This is a genomic window from Streptococcus sp. 2741 (assembly GCF_013276315.1).
In the GTDB taxonomy this organism is placed as follows: Bacteria; Bacillota; Bacilli; order Lactobacillales; family Streptococcaceae; genus Streptococcus; species Streptococcus pseudopneumoniae.
The window spans coordinates 13,456-25,408 of record NZ_VMKU01000005.1; the positions used below are offsets into that span (position 1 = coordinate 13,456).

An 11,953-nucleotide genomic window follows, 5' to 3' on the forward strand; every position below is an offset into this window, starting at 1 on the left:
CTATCATGGAATTTGAAGAAAAAACGCTTAGCCGAAAAGAAATCTATCAAGGACCAATATTTAAACTGGTCCAAGATCAGGTTGAATTACCAGAAGGCAAGGGAACTGCCCAACGGGATTTGATTTTCCACAATGGAGCTGTCTGCGTTTTAGCTGTAACAGATGAACAAAAACTTATCTTGGTCAAGCAGTACCGCAAGGCCATCGAGGCTGTCTCTTACGAAATTCCAGCCGGAAAATTAGAAGTAGGAGAAAATACAGACCCTGTAGCAGCTGCTCTTCGTGAATTAGAGGAAGAAACAGCCTATACAGGGAAATTAGAACTCTTATATGATTTTTACTCAGCCATTGGCTTTTGTAATGAAAAGTTAAAACTATACCTAGCCAGTGATTTGACAAAAGTGGAAAATCCGCGTCCGCAGGATGAGGATGAGACCTTGGAAGTCCTTGAAGTGAGCTTAGAAGAAGCCAAGGAATTGATCCAATCAGGTCATATCTGTGATGCCAAGACAATTATGGCTGTACAATATTGGGAATTGCACAAAAAATAGAGGAGGTCAGTATGGGTAAACCTTTATTAACGGATGAAATGATTGAAAGAGCTAATAGAGGCGAAAAAATTTCAGGTCCTCCTTTGCTAGATGATAATGAGGAGACTAAGATTTTACCAACCTCTTCTTCCCGTTTTGGTTATGCCAATCCTAAGGGACATGGCTTTAGTCAGGAAACCTTGAAGATTCAGGTTGAACCATCTATTCATAAAAGTCGTCGCATTGAAAATACCAAGAGAAATGTCTTCAATTCTAAGTTGAATAAGATTTTATTTGCAGTCATCTTTCTCTTGATTTTGCTTGTCTTAGCAATGAAACTTTTGTAATAGAAAAGGAATTGAAATGAAAATAGGAATTATTGCAGCTATGCCAGAAGAACTAGCTTATTTGGTCCAGCATTTAGAAAATGCCCAAGAGCAAGTTGTCTTAGGAAATACCTATCATAAAGGCACCATTGCTTCTCATGAAGTCGTTCTTGTAGAGAGTGGAATTGGTAAGGTCATGTCTGCTATGAGTGTGGCGATTTTGGCTGATCATTTTCAAGTGGATGCTTTGATTAACACGGGATCAGCTGGGGCAGTAGCAGAAGGTATCGCTGTTGGGGATGTCGTGATTGCTGACAAATTAGCCTATCATGATGTGGATGTCACAGCTTTTGGCTATGCTTATGGACAAATGGCGCAACAACCGCTTTATTTCGAATCAGATAAAACCTTTGTTGCCAAAATCCAAGAGAGTTTATCTCAATTGGACCAGAACTGGCATCTTGGTTTGATTGCTACAGGAGATAGTTTTGTTGCAGGAAATGATAAGATAGAAGCGATTAAGTCCCATTTCCCAGAAGTTTTAGCAGTTGAGATGGAAGGAGCAGCTATTGCTCAGGCAGCGCATGCCCTTAATCTCCCAGTTTTAGTCATTCGAGCTATGAGTGACAATGCCAACAATGAAGCAAACATCTCTTTTGATGAGTTTATTATCGAAGCTGGACGTCGCTCTGCCCAAGTCTTGTTAGCCTTTTTGAAGGCTTTAGATTAAGCGGAAATTTGACAGTTTTTCTAGCTTATGATAAGATTTAAGTAAAGAAAAGCTAGAAAACGTTTCAGAGGATATTATGAGTATTGAAATGACCGTCAGTGAGATTGCAGAGGTCTTAGGATTATCTCGCCAAGCAATCAATAACCGTGTCAAAGAATTACCAGAAGAAGACACAGATAAAAATGACAAAGGGGTAACAGTTGTTACCAGAAGTGGCTTGATTAAGCTAGAAGAAATCTATAAAAAAACGATTTTTGAAGATGAGCCTGTCAGTGAAGATGTCAAGCAACGTGAACTGATGGAGATTCTGGTTGATGAGAAGAATGCAGAAATTCTTCGTCTCTATGAACAATTAAAAGCCAAGGATCGTCAGTTATCAGAAAAAGACGAGCAGATGCGTATCAAAGACCGTCAGATTGCTGAGAAAGACAAACAACTCGATCAGCAGCAACAATTGACCCTTCAAGCCATGAAGGATCAAGAAAATCTTAAGCTAGAGCTGGACCAAGCAAAAGAAGAAGTCCAATCCACTAAGAAAGGATTTTTTGCTCGTTTATTTGGAGGATAATCATGGAGCTGTTTAGGTTACATGCTAACCTGATGGCTTCTTTTATTTCTAATCTAAATAGTATAGTTGCTCAAGTAATACTCAATGAAAATCAAAGAGCAAACTAGGAAGCTAGCCGCAGGCTGCTNNGAAGTCAGCTCAAAACATGTTTTTGAGGTTGCGGATAAAACTGACGAAGTCAGTAACTATATCTACGGCAAGGCGAAGCTGACGCGGTTTGAAGAGATTTTCGAAGAGTATAAAATAACAGTATAGGAGAGGTAGAAAATGGAACGATTAGAAGATTACATTGCTTTTGACTTAGAATTTAATCAGCACGAAGGACAAACACACTTGATTCAAGTATCGGCAGTGCGTTTTAGAGATGGTCAGGAAATCGATGCCTATGATTCCTATGTCCATACTAGTGTGCCTCTAAAGAGTTTTATCAATGGTTTGACTGGGATTACAGCTGAGACATTAAAAGATGCCCCTCCAGTGGAGGAAGTCATACAAGAATTCCAAGAGTTTGTGGGTGCTTTGCTGATGATAGGCTACAATGCTGCTAAAAGTGATTTACCTATTTTAGCAGAGCATGGTTTAGACTATAGCCAACAGTACAAGGTGGATTTGTATGATGAAGCTTTTGAACGTCGGAGTTCAGATTTACATGGTATTGCCAATCTCAAATTGCAAACTGTTGCCTCATTTCTTGGATTTCAAGGTCAGTCTCATAATAGTTTAGAGGATGCTCGGATGACGGCGCGTGTTTACGAATCCTTCTTAGAGTCGGATCAAGCTAGGGAATTGTTAGAGACAGAAAGTAGCTTATCAAACAATCCTTTTGGTGGCTTGGACTTGTCTCAATTATTTGACTAGGAGTGCCTATGAAACCTGAAAAACCTAAAAAATTGGGTCTTAAACAGATTTACCTCAATCTTGATAAAATCCTCTTTCTCTTTTTCTTGATTTTTATGATAGTGGAGTATTTGTGGGTACCATTCAATTCATGGTTGGCTAGCTTCTTATTAGATCAGACAGGTTATCTTTTTATTTCCTATAACAATGTCTTAGCCATCCTTACTCATTCTCCATTGATTAGTCTAGCTTTTTTAGCCTTGATTGTAATTAACCTTCTGGTTGCTTATTTTCAAATAGGACTCCTCTTTATTGGTGCTCGTCATCTCCTCTATAATGAAAAGCGAAGGCTAATTGAGTATATCCGCAAGGTTTTCCATGAAAGTTTTGGATTTATGAAAAAGCTAACTTGCGCTAAAGCCTTGTTTATCTTTTTCTATATAGCTATGCTTTTTCCTTTTATACGGAAAATGCTGAAGATTTATTATCTTAATAAAATCGTCATTCCAGAGTTTATCCAAGCTTATTTAGAAGATAAATATTGGATGTGGTGGCTGAGCATCCTACTTCTATCTCTTATCTTTCTCTATGTCTCTGTCAGATTGATGTTTGCCCTTCCGAAGATTGTATATGATCAGCTGACTGTTCGAGAAGCAGTGATGTTTAGCTTGGAGAAAACCAAGAAGAGAGTTACTTTTTATGCTTGGAATTTATTTTACATCTTGCTCAAAGCACATTTATTATTTTATCTTCCTTTGATTCCTTTATTATTGGCTCAAACTTTGGTAGATGATATCACTCAGAGAGAGTCTCTGATTCTTGGTATTTTGAATTTTGTCGTGATTAAAAATCTCTATTATATGGCTCTGACTTATTTTTTGGTTAAATTTGTTTCATTTTTGACAGGAAAGGAGCTGGATATGCTTCCTCGGAGAGAAAAAGATCACATCATGCGATGGGGAGTCATGACTTGTGCCAGTCTTTTCTTTGCCTTAGAAGGTTATATTTATCTGGAGGCTCCCATGGTTCATCTACCTCAGCTTATTTCTCACCGAGGGGTTTCCAATGCAAATGGGATTCAAAATACAGTAGAATCCTTGGAAACTACAGCACAACTCAAACCAGACTTGGTGGAGACGGACGTGCAGGAAACAAAAGATGGGCAGTTTGTCATGATGCATGATGCTAACTTGAAAAATCTAGCAGGTATCAATAAAAGTCCTCAAGACTTAAACTTGGAGGAGCTTAAAGGGATTGATATTTTTGAAAATGGCTACCAGACTAAAATTTCAAGCTTTGAAGATTATCTCAGTCGAGCCAACGAGCTTGGTCAAAAATTACTAATTGAAATTAAAACAAGTAAAAAAGATAGTCCAGACATGATGGACCGTTTTTTAGCCCGTTATGCTGCAAAGCTCAAGATTTATGGACATCAAATCCAGTCTTTAGACTACCATGTTGTCGAAAAAGTAAGACAGTATGATGCCGAACTGCCAGTTTATTTTATCATACCCTACAATTCTGTCTTTCCTAAAACAAGGGCGACAGGATATACTATGGAGTACTCGACCTTGGATGAATATTTTGTAAGCAAACTATGGACAACGGATCAGAAACTTTATGTCTGGACTGTCAATGATTCAGAAGCTATCAATAAATCGCTTCACTTAGGAGTAGATGGAGTGATTACAGATGATTTGGAAAAAGTTCAGTGGGAAATAGAAGTAGCCCAAGAAGATCCAGAATATACGGATTTGCTCTTGAAAAAAGCTCTGGAATTCTTTGAATTTTAGTAATAAAAAAGAGGAACAACTATTCCTTCCGTGATAGGTAAGTATTTTTCGGAGAGCCTGTTTTTTTATTTGCTGAGTCTAGGATAGTTCTTGCTGGTGATAGATAGCAAGACGAACAGCTTCTTTTGAATGTCATATAAATTTAAAATTTCTGAAAATAACGAAAAATATACTAAATTTACAAATAAGGAGCCTCTAAATCCTTTAAAATAAGAAATATATATATATATAATCATCGATTTTCTAAAACAAAGTGAGGTTGAAGGAAGGGAACTAAGTTGATATAATGAAGTATTAGTAGACAATGGGCCTTTTTGTCATTTGTTTAAGATGAAAAAAGGTCATGTTTTCCTGTTTTTATTGCGAGTTGATGCCTGCATGAACATGGCTAGAGGAGCAAAGACAGGGTAGAAAGAAAGGAAAAACTATGAAACAGTTTAAAATGAATGAGCGTCAACGCTTTTCTATACGCAAGTTTTCAATTGGAGCAGTCTCAGTCTTGCTAGGGTCTGTCTTTTTTATAGCTAATCCAGCGACAGAAGTCCAGGCGGCGGAAGTAAATACAGAAGTGGTCAGTCAGGATGGAAATGGCAACACTGGGAATCCATCTGTCTTACCGCCATCAGATACAAGCAATCAAAATCTTAACGTAGAACAAGAAGGAGCTAAACCAAACACTCAAGAGACAGAGAAAAAAAGAGCCAGGAACTTCATCTAAAGATAGTGAAGGAAAAGCTAAGTCAACAGTAGAGAATAAAGGTGATGAAAAAGTTGATGGTGTAGTTAAACCTGTATCTGGTGAATTATCTACTGTGTCCGAGGTAGAAAAAGATAAAAAAGAAGTACAACCAGAGTTGGAAGAAAAATCCTCAATTATCAAAGAAGAAGCTAATAGAGAAGATAAGATAGATCAATCTCAAGAAGAAGATGGGGATCAGTTATATGATAAATTGATAGATGCATCTAAAAGATTGAAAGAATCCAATCCTGAGTCGGCAGCAGCTTTTAAAAACTTAGCAGATACTATCAACGAAAAGTTAGGACTTTCAGACGACGGAAAGATTTCTGGAGAACTTGTCGAAAAAGCTCACAAGTTACTAGATGGTAATCAAGTGATGATGTCAAAAAATGATAGTGAGGAAAATTCTGAGGAAAGAGGAGTTCATGTAAGAAAAAGACGGAATATAGCAGGATTAACAATTGGGAGATGGAATGCAGTACGTAAACAAATAGAAGTTTCTAATATACTAGTAGTACCAGGTGGAGATAGAGTATTTGGTAATATTTTGAAAATTAGTGCTAAATCAAATCATGAGAAAATTACTAGCATATCTGTAACTGGTCATGAAAACATGGGGTTAAAGGTCGAATCTTCTGTCAATGGGAGTGAAGCATCTTTGACTTTCGACGGAATTACTCCGCGCAGGGGTCAGTATTTATTGAATGTAACAGTAACTACTTCAAGCGGTAGTCAGACGACACAATTTGGATACTATCTCCCTTTTCAGAAGCCGACTATTAATACACCAAATGATAGTACAGATGCAAGTGTCCCGAGCTTAGCAGGTAAAGCTAATGAAAAACCTAATATTGATGTGACAATTCCTTATGTTCCTAAATTACCTAATGGCGCAAAGATGAAAGTATATTTGGTAACCGGAGGTTCGGATATTTCTAATTATGGAGGGAGTACGGATGGATTAGCTTATCCGGAAGGTTATAATATACTTGCCTCTAAAGATATATCTCCTAATAATGATGGGGATGGTTCTGCACGCCAAATTACTATTACCCAGTCTGATTATAAGTCTGGAGTTAATAAGATAGGAACAGATAAATTTAGAGCACTCACTGTTATCGAAGTAAATAATAACGTAAACGATGGTAATCCACGAGAACGTGGTTCCTGGTTTAGTGATGAAAGAAGAGCGACAGCACCAGTAGCTAAAGAAGCAACACCTGAAAAACCAACAGTTGCCTCTAGCGAAGCGAATGCCAATGTAACGGTAACACCAAGTGCGAATGCAGACCATGTAGAAATTAGCATTGGAAGCGACAAAGTTGTAGCTACGAAATCAGGGTCAAGCTGGAGCCTAACACCAACAAAATCAGGTGTCAGCATTGATGGAGTAAGTGGTGTTGTTACAATTTCCCATAATGCGGCTAGTGCAGGAACTCAAGTAAGTGCGACAGCTAAACATGGTAATAGTGAAGTTAGTGCTTCTTCAACACCAGTCAGCTTGCCATCAAAACGATATTATCCAATTCCCGATTCGTATAACGTAACATCGCAACCATCTACTCCTACTCAGCCAGACCAAGGAGCTACTGAGACTCCAACAGCTCCATCTGAGCCAGCTCCACAACCGTCTCAACCAACTGCTTCGGGTCAACCTGCAAGTCCTGCTCCAGCTCCGACTCAAGCACCTAGAGCGGCAGCAAGTCCTTCAGTTAGCTCAACGAGCACGCAAGCTCCAGCTCAAGAGCAAGTTGACAAGTCTGAACTTCGTGCCTTGACTCAAGAGTTAGACCAACGCTTGAAAGCTTTGGCAACAGTATCTAATCCGAAAATCGATGCAGCCAAGGCGGTCCTCCTAGATGCTCAAAAAGCTCTGGAAGATAGTGCCTTGACAGAGCAAGGTCTACGTACTGCAGTAGAGTCTGTGAAGGCTGCCTTGGACTCTCTCAAAGATGTGAAAGCAAATGCTAGCGACAGCAAGCCTGCACAGGACAAGAAAGATGCCAAACAAGGAACGGAAGATAGTAAGGATTCAGATAAGATGACTGAAACAAACTCAGTTCCAGCAGGAGTGATTGTAGTCGGTCTACTCGCCCTTCTAGGTGTGATTGCCTTCTGGTTGGTTCGCCGTAAGAAAGAGTCAGAAATCCAGCAATTAAGCACGGAATTGACAAAAGTTCTTGGACAGCTAGATGCAGAAAAAGTAGATAAAAAAGTCCTTGCTAAAGCCCAAAACCTTCTCCAAGAAACCCTTGATTTCGTGAAAGAGGAAAATGGCTCAGCAGAGACAGAAGCTAAACTAGTAGAGGAGCTTAAAGTAATCCTTGCCAAACTCAAGTAAAACTTGATTTATGAAATGTCAGATCTAAAAGACATTTTCGTTCACAAAAGCAGCGACGAGTAACCCTTGTCGTTGCTTTTTGGCTATTTTGGGGGATAAGATCCGCCTTGACTAGCAAAAGAAAAGATTGGTCCAGTAGTGCCCGATACGATTTTGCGTAGCAGAAAGCATACAAATGAAATTGAATATAGTAAAATAGGATTAGAAATCTTAAGAAAGTTGGTTCTTTATTGGAAACGATAGTATTTTCAATTTCCGTTTTTTTAGCAGGGGTCTTGTCCTTCTTTTCTCCCTGTATTTTTCCTCTTCTGCCAGTCTATGCTGGGATTTTATTGGATGATCAGGAAAGCGCAAAAAGCTTTTCTTTATTTGGGAGAAAGGTTCTCTGGTCAGGCTTGATTCGAACACTTTGCTTTATCGCAGGTATTTCACTCATTTTCTTTATTCTAGGCTTTGGTGCTGGTTACTTTGGTCATATTCTCTATGCAAATTGGTTTCGATATGTTATGGGAACAATTATTATCATTTTGGGACTTCACCAGATGGAAATTTTTCATTTTAAGAAATTAGAGGTTCAAAAAAGCTTTACTTTTAAGAAATCAGAAGCCAATCGTTATTGGTCAGCCTTTTTACTCGGTATTACCTTTAGCTTTGGTTGGACGCCTTGTATTGGTCCAGTTTTAAGTTCTGTTTTAGCGCTTGCGGCTTCTGGAGGAAATGGAGCTTGGCAAGGTGCTATCTATACTCTTATTTACACTCTGGGGATGGCTCTTCCTTTCTTGGTCTTGGCTCTAGCTTCAGGTCTAGTCATGCCTTATTTTAGTAAAATCAAACGTCATATGATGCTAATGAAGAAAATTGGTGGTTTGCTCATTATTTTAATGGGAATTTTGTTAATACTAGGACAAGTAAATGTTCTAGCTGGAATTTTTGAATAAAGGAGAAAATGATGAAAAAAGTAATGTTTGCTGGCTTAAGTCTCTTGTCATTAGTTGTATTGATAGCCTGTGGTGAGGAAGAAACTAAAAAAACTCAAGCCCCACAACAGCCAAAACAAGAAACGCCTGTACAGCAAATTGCTGTTGGGAAAGATGCTCCAGACTTCACCTTGCAATCCATGGATGGTAAAGAAGTCAAGTTATCTGATTTTAAGGGTAAAAAGGTTTACTTGAAGTTTTGGGCTTCCTGGTGTGGTCCATGTAAGAAAAGTATGCCTGAGTTGATGGAATTAGCTGCAAAACCAGATCGCGATTTTGAAATTCTTACTGTCATTGCACCAGGAATTCAAGGTGAAAAAACTGTTAATCAATTCCCACAATGGTTCCAAGAACAAGGATATAAAGATATCCCAGTTCTTTATGATACTAAAGCAACAACCTTCCAAGCTTATCAAATTCGAAGCATTCCTACAGAATACCTAATTGATAGTCAAGGAAAGATTGGAAAGATTCAATTTGGTGCTATCAGTAATGCGGATGCAGAAGCAGCATTTAAAGAAATGAACTAGAATCGATAAAAATCTGATTACAAGATGTAGTCAGATTTTTTTTTTAGAAAAATATTTTATAAATAGTCACAAATCTCCTATATTTATGGTAAAATAGAATCATCATTTTATTTGGAGAAGAAATATGAATATATTTAGAACAAAGAATGTAAGTTTGGATAAAACGGAGATGCACAGGCATTTGAAGTTATGGGATTTGATTTTGCTGGGTATCGGAGCCATGGTAGGGACAGGCATCTTTACAATTACAGGTACTGCAGCTGCCACACTTGCTGGTCCAGCCCTAGTGATTTCAATCGTCATTTCTGCCTTGTGTGTGGGATTATCAGCCCTCTTTTTTGCAGAATTTGCTTCACGAGTACCTGCTACAGGTGGTGCCTACAGTTATCTCTATGCTATTTTAGGAGAATTCCCAGCCTGGTTGGCTGGTTGGTTAACCATGATGGAGTTCATGACAGCCATATCAGGCGTAGCTTCGGGTTGGGCAGCTTATTTTAAAGGCTTGCTCTCTCAATACGGGATAGCCCTTCCTCAGCCTTTAAATGGTACCTTTAATCCTCAAGCAGGGACATTTGTTGATTTATTGCCTATTCTTGTCTTGGTCTTGGTGACCTCGCTTGTTTTACTCAATGCTAAAGCAGCCTTACGCTTTAATTCTATTCTAGTTATTTTGAAATTCTCGGCTTTAGCTCTCTTTGTTTTAGTAGGAATTTGGCATATCAAACTTGATAATTGGAGTAATTTTGCTCCTTATGGTTTTGGACAAATCTATGGTGCTAGTACTGGTATTATGGCTGGTGCCTCCTTGATGTTCTTCGGTTTTTTGGGATTTGAATCCATCTCTATGGCTGTAGATGAGGTCAAGACTCCTCAAAAAAATATTCCTAGAGGGATTGTCTTATCGCTTTCTATCGTAACCATTCTCTATGCCTTGGTGACGCTTGTTTTGACTGGTGTGGTTCACTATAGTCATTTAAATGTCAATGATGCCGTTGCCTTTGCCCTTCGTAGCGTTGGGATCAGTTGGGCAGCCAACTATGTGTCATTAGTGGCTATCTTGACCTTGATTACAGTTTGTATCTCGATGACCTATGCCCTATCGCGTATGATTTACAGTTTAGCGCGCGATGGCTTAATGCCTGCCGCCTTTAAAGAACTAACGAAGACTAGCAAGGTACCAAAGAATGCTACTATTTTAACAGGTCTAGCTTCAGCAGTAGCAGCAGGAATCTTCCCGCTAGCTAGTATTGCAGCCTTCTTAAACATTTGTACCTTGGCCTACTTAATCATGCTGGCTTACGGCCTGATTCGCTTACGGAAAGAAAAAGGGATGCCAAAAGCTGGGGAATTTAAAACACCCTTGGTACCCCTGTTACCGATTTTATCAATCATCATTTGTTTATCCTTTATGTTACAGTATAATATGGAAACTTGGATTGCTTTCCTAGTTGCCTTGTTAGTAGGAAGTATTATTTACTTCACTTATGGCTATAAGCATTCTACCATAGAAGAATAAAGTAAAAGTCTGTTGAGTTGTTGAAACTCAGCAGATTTTTATATGTGAAAGAAATTTCAAATTTTTTCTAAAAATATCTTGACAGATTAAGTTTTTAGGAGTAGAATGTTTACTAGTTAATTAAACAGTTAAGGAGTTGTTCATGAAGAAACAAAATTTATTTTTAGTCTTGTTAAGTGTCTTTCTTTTATTGCTAGGAGCCTGTAGTCAAAAGGAAAGTCAGACAGGAAAGGGGATGAAAATTGTGACCAGTTTTTATCCTATCTATGCTATGGTTAAGGAAGTATCTGGTGACTTGAATGATGTTCGGATGATTCAGTCAAGTAGTGGGATTCACTCCTTTGAACCTTCGGCAAATGATATCGCAGCCATCTATGATGCAGATGTCTTTGTTTACCATTCACATACGCTCGAATCTTGGGCAGGAAGTTTAGATCCCAATCTAAAAAAATCCAAAGTGAAGGTTTTAGAGGCTTCAGAGGGAATGACTTTAGACCGCGTCCCAGGGCTAGAAGATGTAGAAGCAGGGGATGGAGTTGATGAAAAAACGCTCTATGACCCTCACACTTGGCTAGATCCTGAAAAAGCTGGCGAAGAAGCTCAGATTATCGCTGATAAGCTTTCGGAGGCGGATAGTGAGCATAAAGAAACTTACCAAAAAAATGCGCAAGCCTTTATCAAAAAAGCTCAAGAATTGACTAAGAAATTCCAGCCTAAATTTGAAAAAGCGACTCAGAAAACATTTGTAACACAACATACAGCCTTTTCTTATTTAGCTAAGCGATTTGGACTCAATCAACTTGGTATTGCAGGTATCTCTCCGGAACAAGAACCAAGTCCAAGACAACTAACAGAAATTCAGGAATTTGTTAAAACCTATAAGGTTAAAACGATTTTTACAGAAAGTAACGCTTCTTCAAAAGTAGCTGAAACTCTTGTCAAATCAACAGGTGTAGGTCTTAAAACTCTGAATCCTTTAGAGGCAGACCCACAAAATGACAAGACCTATTTAGAAAATCTTGAAGAAAATATAAGTGTTCTAGCAGAAGAATTAAAGTGAGGAAAA

12 protein-coding genes and 1 pseudogene are annotated in these 11,953 nt (G+C 38.5%); all 13 read left to right on the forward strand.

What is annotated here, in order from left to right; all coding sequences use genetic code 11:
- Nucleotides 1-5: 5 nt before the first annotated feature.
- Nucleotides 6-551, forward strand: a complete 546-nt coding sequence (locus HT671_RS00615; RefSeq protein WP_000393816.1) for an NUDIX hydrolase — start codon at nucleotides 6-8, stop codon at nucleotides 549-551.
- Between the two features lie 11 nt (nucleotides 552-562).
- Nucleotides 563-877: a cell wall synthase accessory phosphoprotein MacP gene (macP, locus tag HT671_RS00620; protein WP_000517867.1), complete on the forward strand. Its 315-nt coding sequence runs from the start codon at nucleotides 563-565 to the stop codon at nucleotides 875-877.
- Between the two features lie 16 nt (nucleotides 878-893).
- Nucleotides 894-1,586, forward strand: a complete 693-nt coding sequence (locus tag HT671_RS00625) for a 5'-methylthioadenosine/adenosylhomocysteine nucleosidase (RefSeq protein ID WP_000689793.1) — start codon at nucleotides 894-896, stop codon at nucleotides 1,584-1,586.
- Nucleotides 1,587-1,662: 76 nt separating this feature from the next.
- The gene (gene rocS / locus HT671_RS00630) at nucleotides 1,663-2,154 is read left to right on the forward strand and encodes a chromosome segregation protein RocS (protein WP_000021242.1); all 492 of its coding nucleotides are present in this window, start codon (nucleotides 1,663-1,665) and stop codon (nucleotides 2,152-2,154) included.
- A 267-nt stretch (nucleotides 2,155-2,421) separates the two neighbouring features.
- Nucleotides 2,422-3,012, forward strand: coding sequence for a 3'-5' exonuclease (locus tag HT671_RS00640; RefSeq protein WP_000440243.1), 591 nt, complete (start codon nucleotides 2,422-2,424; stop codon nucleotides 3,010-3,012).
- 8 nt (nucleotides 3,013-3,020) lie between these two features.
- Nucleotides 3,021-4,784 carry a glycerophosphodiester phosphodiesterase gene (locus tag HT671_RS00645; RefSeq protein WP_166731887.1) on the forward strand — a complete coding sequence of 588 codons (1,764 nt, stop codon included), beginning with the start codon at nucleotides 3,021-3,023 and terminating at the stop codon, nucleotides 4,782-4,784.
- 427 nt (nucleotides 4,785-5,211) lie between these two features.
- Nucleotides 5,212-5,502, forward strand: a complete 291-nt coding sequence (locus HT671_RS00650) for a YSIRK-type signal peptide-containing protein (RefSeq protein ID WP_007284790.1) — start codon at nucleotides 5,212-5,214, stop codon at nucleotides 5,500-5,502.
- Between the two features lie 1,720 nt (nucleotides 5,503-7,222).
- A pseudogene (locus tag HT671_RS00655) lies at nucleotides 7,223-7,420 on the forward strand (hypothetical protein); the annotation flags it as partial.
- A gap of 27 nt (nucleotides 7,421-7,447) precedes the next feature.
- The gene (locus HT671_RS00660) at nucleotides 7,448-7,864 is read left to right on the forward strand and encodes a transmembrane domain-containing protein (RefSeq protein ID WP_025170644.1); all 417 of its coding nucleotides are present in this window, start codon (nucleotides 7,448-7,450) and stop codon (nucleotides 7,862-7,864) included.
- A gap of 230 nt (nucleotides 7,865-8,094) precedes the next feature.
- Nucleotides 8,095-8,802: a thiol-disulfide oxidoreductase-associated membrane protein CcdA2 gene (ccdA2, locus tag HT671_RS00665; protein ID WP_138703423.1), complete on the forward strand. Its 708-nt coding sequence runs from the start codon at nucleotides 8,095-8,097 to the stop codon at nucleotides 8,800-8,802.
- A gap of 11 nt (nucleotides 8,803-8,813) precedes the next feature.
- Nucleotides 8,814-9,371 carry a thiol-disulfide oxidoreductase-associated lipoprotein SdbB gene (sdbB, locus tag HT671_RS00670; protein ID WP_000757366.1) on the forward strand — a complete coding sequence of 186 codons (558 nt, stop codon included), beginning with the start codon at nucleotides 8,814-8,816 and terminating at the stop codon, nucleotides 9,369-9,371.
- Between the two features lie 124 nt (nucleotides 9,372-9,495).
- Nucleotides 9,496-10,887 (forward strand): amino acid permease, encoded by a 1,392-nt coding sequence (locus HT671_RS00675; protein ID WP_001020307.1) that lies wholly within the window; start codon nucleotides 9,496-9,498, stop codon nucleotides 10,885-10,887.
- Nucleotides 10,888-11,029: 142 nt separating this feature from the next.
- Complete coding sequence (gene adcAII / locus HT671_RS00680; RefSeq protein ID WP_000744536.1) at nucleotides 11,030-11,947, forward strand: zinc-binding lipoprotein AdcAII; 918 nt, start codon at nucleotides 11,030-11,032, stop codon at nucleotides 11,945-11,947.
- Nucleotides 11,948-11,953 lie beyond the last annotated feature (6 nt).

Coding starts and splice junctions, on each gene's coding strand:
- HT671_RS00615 (WP_000393816.1), top strand. CDS start 6: ATGGAATTTGAAGAAAAAACGCTTAGCCGAAAAGAAATCTATCAAGGA.
- macP (WP_000517867.1), top strand. CDS start 563: ATGGGTAAACCTTTATTAACGGATGAAATGATTGAAAGAGCTAATAGA.
- HT671_RS00625 (WP_000689793.1), top strand. CDS start 894: ATGAAAATAGGAATTATTGCAGCTATGCCAGAAGAACTAGCTTATTTG.
- rocS (WP_000021242.1), top strand. CDS start 1,663: ATGAGTATTGAAATGACCGTCAGTGAGATTGCAGAGGTCTTAGGATTA.
- HT671_RS00640 (WP_000440243.1), top strand. CDS start 2,422: ATGGAACGATTAGAAGATTACATTGCTTTTGACTTAGAATTTAATCAG.
- HT671_RS00645 (WP_166731887.1), top strand. CDS start 3,021: ATGAAACCTGAAAAACCTAAAAAATTGGGTCTTAAACAGATTTACCTC.
- HT671_RS00650 (WP_007284790.1), top strand. CDS start 5,212: ATGAAACAGTTTAAAATGAATGAGCGTCAACGCTTTTCTATACGCAAG.
- sdbB (WP_000757366.1), top strand. CDS start 8,814: ATGAAAAAAGTAATGTTTGCTGGCTTAAGTCTCTTGTCATTAGTTGTA.
- HT671_RS00675 (WP_001020307.1), top strand. CDS start 9,496: ATGAATATATTTAGAACAAAGAATGTAAGTTTGGATAAAACGGAGATG.
- adcAII (WP_000744536.1), top strand. CDS start 11,030: ATGAAGAAACAAAATTTATTTTTAGTCTTGTTAAGTGTCTTTCTTTTA.